The following is a 16219-nucleotide window of genomic DNA, read 5'->3' on the forward strand; positions in this document are numbered from 1 at the left end:
CATTCTCAAAATCTAAAAGGGGCATATAGGGGGCAAAATGTGTTAAAGCCCAAGCCGGGAATTCAACATAGAAACCTGGTCGCCGTTCATTTCTTCTATCCATGTACTATAAACGTCGTACACCATTTGCGCGTTTTCATGCCCCATCTGATTGGCTATAAAAGACGGGTTTGCGCCAGCCGTCAGGAGCCAGCAGGCAAAAGTATGCCGCGTATGGTACGGATTCCTGCGGCGAATGCCAGCGCGTTTTACTGCAGCTTCCCATCTGCTGCCTATACTGCTGTGCGAGTAGCAGGGTTTTTGCTCGCCTTTCCGTCTCCGCGGCATGAAAACAAATCGCAAATTCTGTTCCTCGCTTGAGCCGTATTCCCTGTGGTGAAACGTGATAGTGGATACCGAATGTCCTGCTGTCAGTTCATGCTGCGCTTTCAGCGCGTCCAGGGCAGGGCCGAGCAATTGTATCGTCCGGTTTCCTGCCGCTGTTTTTGGTGGGCCGAACATGCCGTTTGCTGTCAGATTCCGGCAAACGTGTATCACGCCCTTATCCAGATCGACATCTTCCCATGCCAGAGCCGCCAGCTCACCATGCCGCACACCAGAATAGACGGCGAATTTCCACATGTTCTGGCTTTGGCCTCGTTCACTTGCCATGATGGCTGCAAATTCCTCTCTTGTAAGTGGATCAGGCTTAACCCTTGTTTTACGCAGGCTTTTTACGCTCTCAAATGGTTTATGTTGGATAAAATCCGACATGTACGCAAAATTCAGAATAGAGCACAGTAAAGAAACATAATTGTTGACAGTAGAAACTGTTCTGCCTTTTTTATTTTTACGCTTGTTTTTTGAATAGAAGGTTTCTCCTGTTAGCAATTCGTTTCTACAATTAAGAACGTCACTATATCCAATAGCAGTGAGCATAGTGTTTCCGTTCATGATTTTTATTATTGTATCAACCTGGGATTTTGTTTTCTTTAGAGTATTGGCGCTGATTTCAGTTTCTTTAATTTTAAGCCATAGTTCACACAGTTCGTGAAATGTGCTCACCTGTAACGTGGTGTTAATCGCCACTGCCTTTTTGGATGAGGGGAATCGACGCCCGTAATCAAATTCCCCCATGTTTATTTCGCTGGTAATTACCGCTCTTAAATTACCAGCTTTTTTTATGTTTGCGGGGCTTACAATCCACCCCTTTAACACTTCGCGGCAGCGCTTACCTTTATACATAAACCAGACGCATATTCTGTTACCACGAATCTCCACGCCTGTAGGTAGTGTTGCCATTTACGAATCCCGGATAAATTTATTAATTTCCGGATAGTTGTACCAGGTAGTCCCGCGCAAAGTTTTTTCGCCAGAAGGGGAAACTCTTTTGAAGTGAACGCCTTCTATCCAGGCTCCTTGTCGGTAACTTTCAATCTGCCGGGCTCCAAGGCCAGTTCGTGCCATAAGAGCCTTTTCAACCATCCACTCTTCATTAAAAATGATCTGCGCCATATAAACCTCTCTGGCGACATGCCGAGTATAAGCATGCGCGCCGTAGTGGATTGATAATTCGTTATCAGGCGACCTGGCCGGGGAGGGCTCTCAACCGGCGCATGCCGGTCATAGCCGTGGCCACGTAACTCGCTTTACGGTTCACCACCTCCACCCAGACCTTTACTCCTTCAATCTGCACCGTATACGTCTCTTTCATCTGGCTGCGTCCGTAATCGCCGTAACGTTCTACGTGCTTAGCCAGTGCCGCATCGCACGCCTGGCGGCCCAGCGGTGATTGTTTGCTTCGGTTAATCAGTCGCATATTCACCTCACACAAAAACATCGACCGGATCGCCAGCTGCGCGCGCGTTGTCGTTCGCTTCACGGCGGAGGCCGAGAACATAGCCAACGGGATCCCAATTGGACAGAATTGCATTGAGCTCTTTATGGCTGTGCCAGGTTGTCAGGCGCTTTTTAAGCTCGGTGGCGCAGGCGCGCACGTTCGCCCGGGTGGGGCCGGCCGTCTTCATGCACAAGCACAAAGTCATAAGCAGATCCGAATATTCGTCGGCGGCTGCGCGCAATGCTGCCGGGTCGATGCTGGCTTCCAGCTCGGGCAGGCGGTGTTTCAGGCTCATTTGGCACCTCCCTTACGACGAAGAGCCATTCTCAATCTGTTTTTCTCCAGTCTGGCTTTGCGTTGTGCGGGCGTTTCACGTTCGCGAGCGCGCGCATTTGATTCACGATTACGGCGGCGCCTGGCGTTGAGTGATTCGTCTTCGCTTCGTAAATGCATCCGAGGTTCAGCAATTCAAATGGCCAAGTATATGGTCAGCGAAAACGAGATAACGCAACCAGATACCCCACTGGGCCGGGCCAAAAAAATGGTGCAGCAGATGGAATACGGTCATGACGAAAATGACATTGCCCTCCTTTTTGGCTGCAGCGTAAAAACGGTTCAGGCTACCGTGGCGCTACTGGATGCTACGCAGGCCGTCCAGGCGGCGGTTGAGGCTGGAAAAGTCACTGTCACTCAAGCGCGTCAGCTGGTCGATATGCCACCGGAAAAGCAACGGGAAACGGTCAAACAGTTAGAGGCAGCGGCAGAGGGTGTAACTGGCCACGAGAAAGCTCGCCGCCAGCGCGCTGTCCTCGGCGACACAAAGCCTCGTCTCAAATCCCGTAAGGAAATCACCCAGCAACTTCAAACCGCCAGCGGCGAATACGCAGCGGCTTTGCGGTGGGTGCTTGGTGATGAAAACACACCAGTTTAAGCAACAACGGGGTCTCTATGCGTGATTACGGCAAGGTGCATACATCATTTTGGATAAGCGATGGAATGCGCCGGGTATCGGATGATGCCAGGTTGCTGGCGCTGTACCTGCTCACCGGGCAACACACAAACATGATCGGATGCTTCAGGCTGCCTGATGGATACGTTTCGGAAGACCTTGCCTGGACTCCTGAAAGGGTTTCGAAAGGGTTTGATGAGCTATCGGCTAACGGTTTCGCAACGCGTGATTCGTCATCGAAATGGGTGCTAATTCGTAACTTTCTGACCTGGAATTCAGTTGAAAACCCAAACCAGGGAATTGCAGCACTTCGTTTGTTTGATCAGGTCCCGGACAAATCTACGGTGAAGCCAGAGCTGGCGCGGGTTTTAGCCTCGGCAATATCCCACATTGGTATCGCAAAACTAAAGGGTTCCGAAAGGGTTCTCGAACCGTTCCTTAACCAGGAACAGGAGCAGGAACAGGATCAGGATCAGGAAGAAGATAGTTCGGGGCATGGCTCCGCCATACCCCCTGACGATCAGAACCAGGACGAAGGCGATAAACCTGAACCTCAAAAAATATACCCGAATGAGTTCGAGCAGGTCTGGTCGGTTTATCCCAAGCGGGCAGGGGGTAACAGCAAATCCGATGCCTTCAAAGCCTGGAATGCCCGAATCAGGGAGGGAACCACTACGGCGGAAATCTTCGCAGGAGTGGTGCGTTACGTGGCTTTCGTTAAAGCCGAGGGAATCCTCAACACGCAGTACGTGAAACAGGCGAAAACGTTTTTTGGCCCTGGTATGCATTTCAGCGAGCCGTGGGCGATTCAGCAGACGCCAGGCGCACGAGATCCCAATCAGATTTCGGAACCTGACAAAACCATCCCATCGGGATTCAGGGGGTAGCGATGAAAAACATGATTGGCACCGGGAATGCACTGGAACGACTGAAAAAACTCATTCCCCTTGGTGTTCAGCCAAAATTCGGCAGCGTTGATGAATGGCGTGCCTGGCAAGCCGAAGAAGGCCGTAAGCGCTGTGAGGAACTGGAAAAACAAAACCAGCGCGCACGTGCAGAGAAAATCTTTGGACGTGCAGGAATTCAGGATCTGCACCGCGGCTGCACATTCGCGAACTATCAGGTTGAGTCGGATGGCCAGCGTCGGGCGCTCTCGTTGGCGAAAAGTTACGCGCAGCAATTCGGCTCAGGGTTTGCGAGCTTCGTATTCAGCGGAGCGCCAGGCACCGGGAAAAATCATCTGGCGGCGGCAATCGGAAATCACCTGTTGGCGGGTGGCCGCTCTGTACTGGTGGTAACCATTCCTGATCTCATGCTGCGTGTTCGGGAATGTTATGACGGCGGGCAGTCAGAGGCGTCATTGCTGGATGATTTGTGCCATGTGGACCTGCTTATTCTGGATGAAGTGGGTATTCAGCGCGGAAGCAGCGGTGAAAAAGTCATCCTGAATCAGGTTATCGATCGCCGGCTGTCCTCCATGCGACCTGTCGGCATCCTAACCAACCTGAACTATGAATCGCTGAGGGAAACACTGGGCATACGGATCCTTGACCGACTCCAGATGGATGGCGGCATGTGGGTGAATTTTGAATGGGACAGCTATCGCAAAAACGTACGCCATTTGCGCGTCGTTAAGTGAGGTATGTATGGCTAGAGCATTGTCAGCAGTTGAGCGCAGAGAGTACGTCCGCGCAGTGATTCGGATCACCAGACATCAGGGGCGACTCACGACCGCCGAGGCAATGAAAAAACTGGGGCTGAGCCGCGCTACTGTCCAGCGGTATTTTTCCGAAGCAGAAGCGACTGGCGAGGTTGTCCGGCATGGTCGTTTGGGGCTTTTCCGCGATCAGCGGGCCGTCATCGACTTTGACATGAAGCGCTTTGGCCTGGTGCCGAAAGTTGCTGTTGGGATGAATTACAGCCTGCTTGGTTGCCCCGTATTCCAGCGTTTCCTCGATATTCAGGAAGTCATTTTTACCTGTACGCCTGCATCGTCATCCCGGGAGGCCGTATGACAATCGTAAAAACCCATACCGGCACCGTGCTCACCAAAGACGGTCCGCAGGTAAAAAAACTGCACCAGACAGAGCGGATGTGGGTCGTTGGCAAAAACGAGTTTTACCGCAAAGAAACCGGGCGCCGTCACTTTGCAGAAAATACGCGCCGCCGGCTGCTGCTGGACACCATCAAGCCTATCGGGGTGAAGCATGTTTAAACAGAACGAAAAATGTATCGCTCAAATTGCTGAGTATATCCCGCGCGCCTGCCGGAGTATGCAGCTGCAGGAGGCCAAAGCGCGCCTGGAGAAAAAAATTGCGCTCTATATCGATGACGGCTGTGATGCTGCCGTTCTTAATGCGGCCTTTGCGCCAGCTCTTAACCGCCATACGAGGGAGTCTTTTTTTTCGTGCATCGCAGCGCAGCTGTATGAGGGGGCCAAATGAGCAACTCACTGCAAATTTTCTGCATTAAGGATACCGAAGGATACTGGACTGAAGGTGAAATGTATCCGGCCCGTGTAGTTGCTGGTGGATTTGTCCAGGTAGGCGACGATGACGATCCCAGTGGCGAAGGCTGGAGCGCTGCACCAATGGAATATCGGGAAGATGGCTCGATCGTTTATCAGGTCGGCGGTATTGAGGGGGATGTGTTATTCGAGGAGGCCAGCCATGACTGATATCACCGAGCTGGCGCAACTGCGTGGCCGTACTGTCGACTATCCGTATTACCTGGTTGAGTGCGACTGTGGAAAAATTTATCCCAGCAGTGAATTGAGTGGTGGCGAACCTATGGGCGACTCTGGTGATTATTCAGATTGCTATTGTCCGCACTGTGGTGAAGGCGAAGAGCATTTTGCGGAATGCGCAGACCCAGAAACTGCGTGGAAAGCGCAGCAAGACAAGATTGATGCGCTGGTAGAGGCGCTGGAGAAGGCGCAGCAGCGCAACGCAGAACTTGAAGCGCAAAACGAATATATCCGTAAGCGCTATCAGCAGCTCGATCTGCTGATCGGGAAAAATATCCTGGTTATGCAGGCTGCAATCATCGAATGGCAGGTCACTGGCGATGCTAAAAACGGGCTGGCGTGGATTTATAACACGCTCTTCGGGCCAGGCGAATTGCCTGATGAAGCGGAGAAAGACGCACAGGCATATTTCGACCGCAAATATGCTCCGCTCGATGAAGAGCTTATGGCGCTTCACAAGTGGTTTTGGGAACAAAGCGAGGCTGAACGTGCCGCCGCTGGCATCAAGGTGGAGGCTGAGTGATGGTCATCTCACCAATAACGCTGAAAGCGGCGCAGGCATTTATCGCACAACATCATCGGCACAATAAACCGCCACGCGGCCACAAATTCAGTATCGGGCTGAAAAATGCCGAGGGCGAACTAATTGGCGTTGCGACGGCCGGTCGCCCGGTAGCACGTCACTTTGACGACGGTCTGACAATTGAGGTCAATCGCACCTGCACCACTGGCGAGCGTAACGCTAATAGCGTCCTGTACGGCGCGGTATGGCGCGCTGCCCGCGCAATGGGGTATCACCGCTGCATCACATATACCCAGGCTGATGAGTCCGGCGCGTCACTGCGCGCCGCTGGTTTTGTGCGCGTCAAAGAGTTACCGGCTCGGCCTGGCTGGTCTGCCTCAAGCGTGGCATTGAAAGACAAGCGCGACCCGGTTGGAAATGGTGGCGTTCACCGCGTGCTCTGGGAAATTCGTAGCGCCGCTGGCATCAAGGTGGAGGTGAAATAGTGGACTCTTCACTGGAATACGCATGCAAACGCCTGCAGGAACTGGAAAGCCTACTGCTGGTGGATGTGCCTGAAACAGTATAGCCAGCGGAAGTCAGGATGGTATTCGCTCAGATTGAAAAAGCCGGGACACTCCCGGCGCACCACCAGCGCCGACTGCAGCACCATATCAACCGTATGTGGCTGGAAAAAATGCCGGAAAGCGAGACGTTTCTCGCGGCGAGCGAACCCAACCCGATTGCTTCTGAACAGCTGGGGATAGTATTCACGTCTATAAAACCTAAGGTTTGAAACACTATTGTGATATAAATTATGCCGCTGAGTCTTTTCCAACCGCAAGAAAAGGTTCTTGGTTTAATGCTGTGAAAGATGCCTCATTATTTAGCAGACGAATGAAATATAGTTTCTGCTTTTGAGATGATAATTCTATCAATCCAGCTTGGTTAATTATTATATTCCTTCCAAGAATCGGGAAGTTTTGAATTAATGTCTGAATGTTGGCTATGTTAATAGTTCCATTCTGTATTAGTGGACTGTTTGCTGTGGTAGCAAGTCTGCGCATGAAGTTTCTATTTCGATGCATGTCATTAAAAATGTCTGCAGGGTTCGGATGATTTGATACGTCCAGGATGTTCAGTGCTATTATATGAGGGGTTGCATTTGCCGCTAAATTGTTTATGACTTGTTCAAGGCCATATGCTCTTTCAAGTAAGTTGATGTTTAGTGCATAATACTTGTTGTTAAAGTAAAAGAAATCCACATTCCCATTTATGTCAATGCTGTCATGGGTGACCTCATCAAGGGTTCTACCATTCGCAGAGAAATATGACAATTTTGTTTTTTTATGTAGTGCGATTGGATATTTGTGTTGGTAAACAACAACTCCGTTACCTTGACCATCACAAAGATAATAAACTATTCCTTTAACGTTTGATAGATTTTGCTGGGCAAAGTCAAAGTCAGTGGGTGTATTATTAACTCCAAAGCCAAGCACGTCCGCCATCTTTGCTAGAGCAGGTGGAAGATGGTTTATTACTTGGTGATCATATTCATGCACCTGCTTATCTCTACTTAGCAGAGAAGAAACTAACGGCAAGGCGTTTTGTCCAGTGTTTGGGTCAACAACATCACGCTTAAGTGATCGACTGAAAGACTGTGTTAATTTCTGTTCTGCACCTGGTTCTAGAGCTACTCTGAAAATATCTAGTTGCCCTTGGTGTTCTGCAACAAAATAAGCCTCGCCGGAGAGTTGGGCTGAATTTAATATATTATTTATTGCTGTGAACATTTCATCCTCGATTATTGAGTAATTTTAGCAAGACATGTATTGTTATCTAGTTTGATATATTTTATTCTGCTGTTTTTATCGATTTCACCATGGCAAATTATTACAAATTCTTTGGTTCCTCTATCATTTATATTAGCTTTGAAAATTCTAAATCCAAGCAATGCTAACGATGGGTTAGAATAAAAGCGATTTGTTTTTACATAAATCATTCCTATAGCTATTATCATGATCAAAAGATTCAGCATGGTCCTCTTGCTGTTCACATCAGTAAATACCAAAGGCATAACATAGGTAGTTAAAAATTCAAGATGCTCATGACTTTCATTTCTAACATCAGAAACAGTGCACGCTACTGACCAACCAGAGTTAAAGGAAAATAATAAATATAGGAAAATTAAAACACCTGCAACTATCATTGCAAAGCTGGAAATAAAAACTATATTTTTTGGCGAGATACTTGAAATTAATATCCCTGTATCTTTGTTGTCCAGATATGTTGATATACTTACAAAAAGACTCTTGTCATATGACATTATAAAAAGTGATACAAATAATAGCCATAGTGACAATATATATAATGCATACTTTAAACCTGTTCTTTTTTTCATGGCTTACATCTCTTAGGTTAATATACATCTTAGCATCGCTAAAGTTGTACTTTTCGTGTAGTTACACACTGCGAACAACTCATTGGCAATCCACAGATACGTAAAGAGATGGATTGGGTTTGTAGCAAGATTGTTTCTGGCACGCTACCGCCACAGACGCATATCAGTGAGTCTGATGGTAGTTGAAACACAAGGTTGGCTTGATGATTTTACAACCTTTCAAACGTCAAAATCCAGCCCCAAAGCCCTTTACCACTCTCCAATTGGCACTGGTTTAATGTACAGTATTTTCTTTGGGGTTTAAACTCATAATTAGCTTACTCCACAGAAGATCAAGGGTGGCGCGTATTACTGTCGTACGTGTGGTTGGAAAAAATCAAAATTAGTGATGTGACACATTGCGATAAGTTAAATTTTCCAAGGATAACTCTCCAACCTGAAAACACTATACGCGCGGATTCTCCTTCTAAATGCTGAAAATTTGGATGATAAACAATGGACTAGGATTCCCAAAAGTGCTCTTACGAAGTTTACCATTTTCCTATGCAGATATACTGTATAAAAGCACAGAATTCGCAAAGGAGGCCGCCATGAAAGTTGAATTAACCATTGATCTCACAAAGAAACTTCCAGACGGAGCAATGTCAGCGCTGCAAAAAAAACTACTAACAAGATCCGGAATCAGTTCGAGGATTGCAGTCTGGTTGTTCGCCGTGCTGGTTCGGATGGTTTAAGCGTTTTTGGTGGGGCAAAGGAAGCGAAGAAGACAAGCGGCTGAGCATGCCGATGTTCGCCGAGGTTGTGATGCGTTAGCAGGCCGGACACCTTCGGGATTATTTCGTGGAGCGCGTCCGCTACTAAAGTTAAAACGTTGAGCTACCTTAAGCTGCGGGCCCGCGCTACATTAATATGGCTGAGCAGTACTCTAAGAAGTGATTAAACAAGGAGAAAAAATGGTTCAGGTCTTGCTTATCGGCGGCAATCGTGACGGTGAAATAGAAGAGCGAGAGTTCCAACGTGATGGTGTTATTGTAGATTATACTCCCACCATTGTAAGTTCTCGTTCACCGCATACAGAAGTTCGCAGTGCTCCTCGATACATAATGGATTTAATGAGGATTGATGGAAAATACTATGCTTTTGCAAGCTGTAAAAGCATAGAAGGGTTTGAGATAGAACGTTTAATAAAGGCATCAAATCTTAAACCAATGTAATTATAATCATCGACCGCATATAACCCGCTTGGTGCGGGTTTTTCTCGCCTATGCTTATTTTTCATTTATCCCCGGGACGGGCGATAATTATCTCGTCAGCCTGAGCAACTGACGCTAATGACCGGCGTCAAGTTGGGGACATATGATGCACAAAAACTTAAGCAATGACTGTGACCGATGGCTTCAGTCACCGGCTATGTTCTTCATTCATCGTTTTATCTCTCTTGAGATAAAGAGTGAACTTCCCTCAAGAAGGCATAAGGTTGCATAACGGAAATTTCGCAGCTATGGTTCAGCACCTGAAGCTGTTTCTTTCCAATGATGTTACCTCCCGACTGATTCTCCAATCGTGACATGAAATATGCCAGGGAAATATTATCTATGGGCTATCTTAACGCTGTGCCACCCCATTATCCCCTCCAAGTATTCCCAAGAATTATTACCACACTCAAGGGGGCAAAAGAAGCCCATTTGGCTGAGAATGTCCTTGAAATGGCGCTTTCCTATGAGAACAACACTTAAGGGTGTATTATAATCCGATAACTGACCATTTGGTGGTGTTAGATATGGATGATGGTTCGGTTCAGACTGCCATTTTATATAATGCTGTCCATATCAACTTAACAATATTGAAAAAGGAGTTCTGTAATGAGTATGAATTTGATAAAACTTGCAAGGAAACTAGTGACCTTACAAATTTCTGCAGATGAATTCGAAACCCATTTTTTCAATATGTGGCGAAATGAAGGGAGAACTGGCCAGCTTACACAAGATAGTAAGGATATTGGAGAGTGTGCGGCTGAACTTTTTATTCTTGCTGATTGTTATACATCGGATTCCGTGAGAAGAGAGAGCGAGTTGGATTCAGATGGTTTGCACAAGGAGGTTAAAGCTACTCTTGCGAAGTATCAACTCCTGTAACTTTTCCAATTGGCTCTGAGATAAAGCATTGATTTTGAAAGTATGGTATATGCTATCGGAGCCTGAACAACTCCGGTGACCGTTGCGCTCTACATGCAGCACTTTAGCTTTCAGGAAATGACGCGTGCGACAACAACTTCCACGACCATCTCTTAAGTTCCACTTCCACCTTACCTGTGATAAGGGGTCGCTTTCGTCCTAGCACACACTATCAGGAGGAGGCCAGACAGTACATCAGAAGTTCCACCTAATTATCCAAACCTGCACCGGTGTTTATTAACACTTGTTCCTTGTCATTAAACATTACTCATCTTTTGTCAGAAGGGCGGTGCAATATGTCATGTGGATATTTCAAAATAATTTGGATTTTAATGCTGCTAAACCTTCGGTTACTTTAACTAAATATCATATTTTGCTATTTTATCACTGCATTGATCAAATAGGGACTTGTACAACACACAAAATATGCCTTTGGCCAACGTGCAAAGCTTTTACCTCCGTCAACCGGTAAAAATAAACAAAAGCACCAAAGTTTCGATTTTGATTATCTCCTTTGAAAATAGTGGCTTGTAGGACGATCTTCATCTGCCATCATATCTTCCGCTACCGTGAAATTTTCACATGTAAGTGATTTAACATAATTTATACTGTATAAAAACACAGTATATGGTTTGCTTCCGGGAGGTAGGGATGCGCAATGAGAGTAATGAGTACTACGATCTGGTTAAACGTTCTACAGGTGAAGTTGTTGGCAGCATCAGGGCAGCAGGCCGGGTTCTGGTATACACGGCAAATGGTGTTACTTCTATGCGACCACTGCTTGAGGACGAGGGAGTATTTAATCTCAACGCAATGACCAGTTTTCTTCATCGCCTCGGCTACCGGGTTATCCCGCCTTCTGATAATATGAAATCAACGGCCTGAACAACCGTTGACCTACTGCGCCACGGAGAGAAACCATGGCGCAATTGCACTTAATAAAGCAGTCACAAGGTTTACTGATCCCTGCCACGCAGGAGACCAGCGATTTCTTGCAATCAAAATGCAAGCTCGGCGCCGTTCTGGAGGCCGACTTTAAGCTTGTCCGCAATCCGGCGTTTCACCGCCGTTACTTTGCTTTACTCAATCTCGGCTTTGAATATTGGGAACCTACCGGCGGGGCGATTTCGTCTAACGAGCGCAGGCTTATCACAGGTTACGCCAAATACCTTGCTGCATATGGCGGGAGTGAATCGGCGTTACTTGATGCCGCCGGGCAATATCTCGACCGAATAGCCGAAAAGCGATCCGGCTATATCAGTATTTGCAAATCCTTCGATGCTTACCGGGCGTGGGTCATCGTTGAAGCCGGCCACTATGACGCCATACAGCTGCCGGATGGCACACTGAAAAAACACCCTCGCAGCATTTCTTTCGCAAGCATGGACGAACGCGAGTTCCAGGAACTCTACAAAGCATCGCTGGATGTTCTCTGGCGGTGGATCCTCTCTCGTTCGTTCAACAGCCTGCAGGAAGCTGAGAACGCCGCTAACCAGCTTTTAAGCTTTGCGGGGTGATGCCGATGAAACGCTCATGGTTTCACCATCTCGAATGCACAACGCAGCAGGCCGACGAACTGATGGCTAGATATCGCCAGCGGGGCGTAAAGGTCGAACGAAGCTTAAACCCTGACTTTATGACATGGACCGTCAGCGCGCAGCTGGTGGAGGACAAAAATCCGCCGCGGCCAGACTCTCGCTGGCGCAACAGGATGTGGGGGTGAGTATGGCGAACCTACGTAAAGCGGCCCGGGGCCGCGAATGCGCAGTACGTATTCCCGGGCACTGTAATGGCAATCCGGAAACCAGCGTACTGGCGCATTACCGTCTGGCGGGAACGTGTGGTACCGGGTGCAAACCCGATGACACCCAAGCTGCAATAGCCTGCAGCGGGTGTCATGACCTGATCGACGGCAGAAAAAAAACCACCGATTACACCCACGATGAATTACGCCTGATGCATGCAGAAGGTGTGTTCCGAACACTCGAAATATGGCGGCGAGAGGGGTTCATAAAGTCATGACAACTGATACCGAAAAAGAACTGAGTAACGTCGTTGCGTTCCCTGAAAGGAGAGAGGATCTACGCGAGGAGCTGGCGATGCGCCGGGAAGACGGTGGGAAAATTTATTGTCACCACGAATCTCTTTGGGTCGATGAGAAAGAGAGAACTCTCCGCTGTCGCCGCTGCGATGCGCTTGTCGAGCCTTTCAACTACATCCTGCATCTATGCGAAACCGAAAATCGAGATGTGGAGAACGTGAAATATCTTCGCCGGGAAGAAAAACAACGCCGCCAGAACATCGAAAAGCTGATTCAGATAGAGAAAAACGCAAAATCCAGGATCCGTCGTGCAGGTAATAAAACACCGTTACCCCTGTGGCAAAACGAGAGAGTCGATGAGTGAAACCTGAATTTATCGAAGCAATCCGCCAGCGCTGGCAACGTTTGAACCTCATCCGTTATCGGGGCTCGTTCCCGGTGGCATATCGCATCCTCAGAAACCAAATCCGTAATCAGAAAGCAGGGGAAAATTCATGAAAAACTTATCCTACATTCGCCAGCAACTGATAGTGGCCACTGCCGATCTGAGCGGAGCGACAAAAGGGCAGCTCATGGCCTGGCTGGAGAATGCTCAGTTCGACACGAACACATTCCCACGCAAAAAAAAACGCATCTGGGATGAGGAAACGGAAAAATGGATAACGCTGAACAACCCTCCGATCCCCGGAAAGCAATCACACGCCAAAGGCTCACACATCCCACTGGTGCAGCCAGTCGAATACTCTACGGCCTCATGGCGTCGGGCGCTGCTGTCGCTTGATGAGCATCAAAAGGCCTGGTTGCTGTGGAACTACAGCGAAAACGCTAGGTGGGAATATCAGGAGACAATCACCCGGTGGGCATGGGGGCAATTCAGTCAGCAATTAGCTGGCGCGCGCATTGCAAAGAAAACGGTCGAGCGTCTGCGTCAGCTTATATGGCTGGCGGCCCAGGATGCGAAAGCGGGACTGACCGGGCGCGACCAATATCAGTACGCGGACCTTGCGGCTATGGTGGGTATAACCCCCAAGAACTGGTCGGAAACCTTCACAGAGCGCTGGGAGGCGATGATAGGTATCTTTATCCAACTGGATAGTGAGGCACTTTTGCAGGTTACGCGATCACGTTCACAACAAAAGGCGACAAATTTAGACATAAGACTTGCAAAACTGGATTAAATGCGTCACATTTGAGTCTACTTTGATATGCTGCCTTAATTTTAAGTGGCGGCATGATAAAGAGAAGTGAACATATCGAAGCCCTGGCAGAAATGCTGGGGCTTTGTCGTTTCTGTGAGGTTGAAATGTGGCAGCAAAACGGATAAACCACAACCGGAAGGCAATGCTTCAGAACCCATGTAATGGCGCCGTGCATAAGTACGAAAACATTTTGTCCTCTTAACCTTGCCATTCTCTGTGAGTGGGAAAAGGCAATGGATTACCATCCACATCAAGGAAAAGTTTTATAAATTCCTGATGTTGAGTTTCCCATGCCCCAGAAAGGATATGATTTTTATAGTCAGGTTGGTAAACAATTCCTGCAAGACTGTATCCATCAGGATCGGTAACCAAATCCAAGCATTTCGTTAACTCGTACTCGACAATCTCAGCTGCTTGAACAGGGCTACAGCGAAAACATTCAGATAACGCGCCAGTCAGTAAATGTTGCATACGTGGGAAATGAGTTGCCAATTCATTGTGGAGATATTTTTCTAGGTTTCTTAAATCTTCAATAGGTATTTTATAATACCTAAACGGCACGTAGTCTGGAGCATAGGTAGTTTGCTTGAAACGAGCAATTTCAGAGATTTGACTAAATCCAACCTTACACTTGCTTAAGTTTTCAGCAAATGCGCCAATGTATATCCATCCGTGATCGATTTTCATCTCAGACCCGCTAGAAATATTATTTAAAATATAGAATATCAATAATTTCCACATAAAGTAATTGGATTTTATGTGTTTGAGTCTGATTTTGTATGCTTTTCTTAGAAGGCAAGATAATCAGCAAGCGTATTTTTAGTCATAATTCGACATTGCTTATGTCCAGCCTGGCCACGGGATTTTCTATTTCAGGCTCACGGGAATCATCCTCGACGTGCTTTGTTGATAAATCCAGCCCGTGAAGCCTGACCCCCTTTCAAACAAAGCGCCATCCGTAACTAACGGAGGTGAGAGACCATGAAAATGAATAACCAGAACGAGAATATCGTTACCCATTTCTTTGCGTGGCTGGCTGCTGTTGCCTCGATGCTGGGGATCACTACCCAGGACATGGTTTATATCCTCTTTGGTTTTATCGGCGTGGTGATTTCTCTCGCGTCGTTTGTGCTGGGTCGAATGGATGCGAGGAAAGAGCGCAGCGAAGACAGTAAACGCACGCAACTGCTAGCTGATTATCTACATGGCGCACAGCAGAAGCCCGTACATGAGAGGCCCTCATCGGCGGAAGTCATTACCGAATCAATGAACAGGATAAACAACGATGGCGCAACTGACTAAAAAGGCCGGCGCTGCTGGTGTGGTTTGTTCTGTCGGCGTGATTATCGCAATCGTGCTGAATGCCGGTAACGTTCGGACTAACGAACGAGGACTTGAACTGATTGGTAACGCCGAAGGTTGTCGGCGTGATCCATATGTTTGTCCGGCTGCTGTTCTCACTGATGGCATCGGAAATACTCACGGGGTTAAAACTGGCGTACGCAAAACAGATAAGCAGATCGCCGCCGACTGGGAGAGAAACATCCTGGAGGCTGAGCGGTGTGTGAATACCTATGGCAATGGCCGACAGTTAAGCGACAACACTTTCGCTGCTGTAACGTCCATTACGTTTAACTGTGGGTGTGCAACCATGAAGCAATCCACATTATTTCGATATCTGAAAGCAGGGGAAGCGGTAAAAGCCTGCAGTCAGTTTCCTCGCTGGGTATACGGTGATGGGAAAGTGCTTCCCGGTCTGGTGACTCGCCGCGCAGCAGAGAAACAGCTTTGTCTGGACGGTGTGAAATGAGCCGCTTAGCCACCATTATCAGCGCCGTGGTTATCTGCCTGATTTTTTGCCTCGGGTGGCTGGCAATGCATTACCACAACGCCGCCAGTCAGCAGGAAACCCGAGCAGATGCTGCCGAACAGCAGGTAACCAGCGCTCAGACCATCACCTCAAACGTCCTAACCACCATGACCATCTTCAACTCCATCGCAGAGGCTAACCAGCATGCTAAAGAGCAGATCGCACTGGGCGCATCGGGAGCCTCGGCTGACATCAGGGGTGCTGTTGCGAATGATGATTGCACTAATCGCCCTGTGCCTTCTGGCGCAGTTAAGCGGCTGCAGCAATACGCGAACGGTTTACGTCAAGGTGCCGGTGGTGCCGATACCGTCCAGCCTGACAGCTGAAACCCCGTCGCCGGCAATCCCTGACAATCTGACATGGGGACAAAGCCTGGATTTAAATGTCAGCCTGCTATCGGCGCTGGGCCAGTGCAACCGGGATAAAGCCGACATCAGGAAGGCGGAAAAAGAAAGAGCAGCGCAAGCCGTTATCCCCACTAAGGGATAACAAACCAGTTATACCTACTCAAGGATAAA

Annotated in this window: 28 protein-coding genes and 3 pseudogenes; 24 read left to right on the forward strand and 7 right to left on the reverse strand. The window is 48.1% G+C overall.

The genetic code is table 11. The features are described 5' to 3' along the window. Positions 1-42: 42 nt before the first annotated feature. The 4 genes from AS136_RS24390 to AS136_RS24405 all read right to left on the reverse strand — a co-directional run bounded on the left by AS136_RS24390 (position 43) and on the right by AS136_RS24405 (position 2114). Positions 43-1281, reverse strand: coding sequence for a tyrosine-type recombinase/integrase (locus AS136_RS24390; RefSeq protein ID WP_063267058.1), 1239 nt, complete (start codon positions 1279-1281; stop codon positions 43-45). After that, positions 1282-1494, reverse strand: coding sequence for an excisionase family protein (xisR, locus tag AS136_RS24395; protein WP_004179593.1), 213 nt, complete (start codon positions 1492-1494; stop codon positions 1282-1284). It abuts the gene before it with no gap. A gap of 64 nt (positions 1495-1558) precedes the next feature. Next, positions 1559-1798, reverse strand: a complete 240-nt coding sequence (locus AS136_RS24400) for a DUF4060 family protein (RefSeq protein WP_004179594.1) — start codon at positions 1796-1798, stop codon at positions 1559-1561. A 7-nt stretch (positions 1799-1805) separates the two neighbouring features. Then, positions 1806-2114 carry a DUF7740 domain-containing protein gene (locus AS136_RS24405; protein ID WP_063267059.1) on the reverse strand — a complete coding sequence of 103 codons (309 nt, stop codon included), beginning with the start codon at positions 2112-2114 and terminating at the stop codon, positions 1806-1808. A gap of 159 nt (positions 2115-2273) precedes the next feature. Here AS136_RS24405 and AS136_RS24410 point away from each other — a divergent pair. From AS136_RS24410 to AS136_RS24455, 10 genes and pseudogenes are all read left to right on the forward strand, one after another. Further along, positions 2274-2750 (forward strand): annotated as a pseudogene (locus tag AS136_RS24410) (hypothetical protein); the annotation flags it as partial. Positions 2751-2767: 17 nt separating this feature from the next. Then, a complete protein-coding gene (locus AS136_RS24415; protein WP_179204757.1) occupies positions 2768-3655 on the forward strand; it encodes a hypothetical protein in 888 nt (295 codons plus the stop codon). A 2-nt stretch (positions 3656-3657) separates the two neighbouring features. Next, on the forward strand, positions 3658-4407 hold the full coding sequence (locus AS136_RS24420) for an ATP-binding protein (RefSeq protein ID WP_063267060.1): 750 nt from the start codon (positions 3658-3660) through the stop codon (positions 4405-4407). A gap of 7 nt (positions 4408-4414) precedes the next feature. Beyond that, positions 4415-4783, forward strand: a complete 369-nt coding sequence (locus AS136_RS24425) for a DUF977 family protein (RefSeq protein ID WP_038807814.1) — start codon at positions 4415-4417, stop codon at positions 4781-4783. Continuing rightward, positions 4780-4983, forward strand: a complete 204-nt coding sequence (locus tag AS136_RS24430) for a hypothetical protein (protein WP_038807812.1) — start codon at positions 4780-4782, stop codon at positions 4981-4983. Before AS136_RS24425 ends, AS136_RS24430 begins: the two co-directional genes overlap by 4 nt. Continuing rightward, a complete protein-coding gene (locus AS136_RS24435; protein WP_063267061.1) occupies positions 4976-5212 on the forward strand; it encodes a hypothetical protein in 237 nt (78 codons plus the stop codon). The genes AS136_RS24430 and AS136_RS24435 overlap by 8 nt, the downstream gene beginning before the upstream one ends. Beyond that, the gene (locus tag AS136_RS24440; protein WP_040206304.1) at positions 5209-5445 is read left to right on the forward strand and encodes a hypothetical protein; all 237 of its coding nucleotides are present in this window, start codon (positions 5209-5211) and stop codon (positions 5443-5445) included. The genes AS136_RS24435 and AS136_RS24440 overlap by 4 nt, the downstream gene beginning before the upstream one ends. Then, entirely contained in the window at positions 5438-6037 is a 600-nt protein-coding gene (locus tag AS136_RS29135) for an ead/Ea22-like family protein (protein ID WP_228140428.1), read from the forward strand. The genes AS136_RS24440 and AS136_RS29135 overlap by 8 nt, the downstream gene beginning before the upstream one ends. Next, positions 6037-6522 (forward strand): XF1762 family protein, encoded by a 486-nt coding sequence (locus AS136_RS24450; protein WP_063267062.1) that lies wholly within the window; start codon positions 6037-6039, stop codon positions 6520-6522. The genes AS136_RS29135 and AS136_RS24450 overlap by 1 nt, the downstream gene beginning before the upstream one ends. Further along, a pseudogene (locus tag AS136_RS24455) lies at positions 6522-6812 on the forward strand (hypothetical protein). The gene AS136_RS24450 and the pseudogene AS136_RS24455 overlap by 1 nt, the downstream one beginning before the upstream one ends. Positions 6813-6831: 19 nt before the next feature. Here AS136_RS24455 and AS136_RS24460 read toward each other — a convergent pair. Together AS136_RS24460 and kwaA are read right to left on the reverse strand one after the other, a co-directional pair. After that, on the reverse strand, positions 6832-7809 hold the full coding sequence (locus AS136_RS24460; protein WP_063267063.1) for a Kiwa anti-phage protein KwaB-like domain-containing protein: 978 nt from the start codon (positions 7807-7809) through the stop codon (positions 6832-6834). Between the two features lie 11 nt (positions 7810-7820). Further along, positions 7821-8417 carry an anti-phage protein KwaA gene (kwaA, locus tag AS136_RS28895; protein WP_063267064.1) on the reverse strand — a complete coding sequence of 199 codons (597 nt, stop codon included), beginning with the start codon at positions 8415-8417 and terminating at the stop codon, positions 7821-7823. Positions 8418-9007: 590 nt separating this feature from the next. Here kwaA and AS136_RS24470 point away from each other — a divergent pair. The 10 genes and pseudogenes from AS136_RS24470 (at position 9008) to AS136_RS24495 (ending at position 13810) form a co-directional block, all read left to right on the forward strand. Beyond that, positions 9008-9195, forward strand: a pseudogene (locus AS136_RS24470) (DinI-like family protein). Between the two features lie 175 nt (positions 9196-9370). Continuing rightward, positions 9371-9631, forward strand: a complete 261-nt coding sequence (locus AS136_RS24475; RefSeq protein ID WP_063267065.1) for a hypothetical protein — start codon at positions 9371-9373, stop codon at positions 9629-9631. 648 nt (positions 9632-10279) lie between these two features. Beyond that, on the forward strand, positions 10280-10552 hold the full coding sequence (locus tag AS136_RS24480) for a colicin immunity domain-containing protein (protein WP_063267066.1): 273 nt from the start codon (positions 10280-10282) through the stop codon (positions 10550-10552). Between the two features lie 690 nt (positions 10553-11242). Then, entirely contained in the window at positions 11243-11476 is a 234-nt protein-coding gene (locus AS136_RS27545) for a hypothetical protein (RefSeq protein ID WP_023304767.1), read from the forward strand. A gap of 35 nt (positions 11477-11511) precedes the next feature. Continuing rightward, a complete protein-coding gene (locus tag AS136_RS24485) occupies positions 11512-12108 on the forward strand; it encodes a DUF1367 family protein (protein WP_063267067.1) in 597 nt (198 codons plus the stop codon). After that, complete coding sequence (locus AS136_RS29140) at positions 12108-12314, forward strand: hypothetical protein (RefSeq protein ID WP_074158379.1); 207 nt, start codon at positions 12108-12110, stop codon at positions 12312-12314. The genes AS136_RS24485 and AS136_RS29140 overlap by 1 nt, the downstream gene beginning before the upstream one ends. Positions 12315-12316: 2 nt before the next feature. Beyond that, positions 12317-12613 (forward strand): DUF1364 domain-containing protein, encoded by a 297-nt coding sequence (locus AS136_RS27555; RefSeq protein WP_074158380.1) that lies wholly within the window; start codon positions 12317-12319, stop codon positions 12611-12613. Then, entirely contained in the window at positions 12610-12996 is a 387-nt protein-coding gene (locus AS136_RS24490) for a hypothetical protein (protein WP_063267082.1), read from the forward strand. Before AS136_RS27555 ends, AS136_RS24490 begins: the two co-directional genes overlap by 4 nt. Continuing rightward, the gene (locus AS136_RS28360) at positions 12993-13130 is read left to right on the forward strand and encodes a YlcG family protein (protein ID WP_148718833.1); all 138 of its coding nucleotides are present in this window, start codon (positions 12993-12995) and stop codon (positions 13128-13130) included. Before AS136_RS24490 ends, AS136_RS28360 begins: the two co-directional genes overlap by 4 nt. Beyond that, positions 13127-13810: a bacteriophage antitermination protein Q gene (locus AS136_RS24495; protein ID WP_063267068.1), complete on the forward strand. Its 684-nt coding sequence runs from the start codon at positions 13127-13129 to the stop codon at positions 13808-13810. Before AS136_RS28360 ends, AS136_RS24495 begins: the two co-directional genes overlap by 4 nt. Positions 13811-14029: 219 nt before the next feature. Here the strand turns inward: AS136_RS24495 and AS136_RS28365 are convergent, their stop codons facing one another. Further along, on the reverse strand, positions 14030-14518 hold the full coding sequence (locus AS136_RS28365; RefSeq protein WP_148718834.1) for a hypothetical protein: 489 nt from the start codon (positions 14516-14518) through the stop codon (positions 14030-14032). A gap of 294 nt (positions 14519-14812) precedes the next feature. Between AS136_RS28365 and AS136_RS24500 the strand changes: the two genes are divergently transcribed. From AS136_RS24500 to lysC, 4 genes are read left to right on the forward strand one after another with little or no spacing between them, the layout of a single operon-like run. Further along, entirely contained in the window at positions 14813-15133 is a 321-nt protein-coding gene (locus AS136_RS24500; protein WP_063267069.1) for a hypothetical protein, read from the forward strand. Continuing rightward, the gene (locus AS136_RS24505) at positions 15117-15641 is read left to right on the forward strand and encodes a lysozyme (protein WP_063267070.1); all 525 of its coding nucleotides are present in this window, start codon (positions 15117-15119) and stop codon (positions 15639-15641) included. The genes AS136_RS24500 and AS136_RS24505 overlap by 17 nt, the downstream gene beginning before the upstream one ends. Beyond that, on the forward strand, positions 15638-16027 hold the full coding sequence (locus tag AS136_RS24510; RefSeq protein ID WP_063267071.1) for a DUF2570 domain-containing protein: 390 nt from the start codon (positions 15638-15640) through the stop codon (positions 16025-16027). Before AS136_RS24505 ends, AS136_RS24510 begins: the two co-directional genes overlap by 4 nt. Continuing rightward, positions 15915-16190, forward strand: coding sequence for an Rz1-like lysis system protein LysC (gene lysC, locus AS136_RS29145; protein WP_439331337.1), 276 nt, complete (start codon positions 15915-15917; stop codon positions 16188-16190). Before AS136_RS24510 ends, lysC begins: the two co-directional genes overlap by 113 nt. Positions 16191-16219: the final 29 nt, after the last annotated feature.

The sequence above is a fragment of the Klebsiella sp. D5A genome (assembly GCF_001620885.1).
Taxonomy (GTDB): Bacteria; Pseudomonadota; Gammaproteobacteria; order Enterobacterales; family Enterobacteriaceae; genus Klebsiella; species Klebsiella variicola.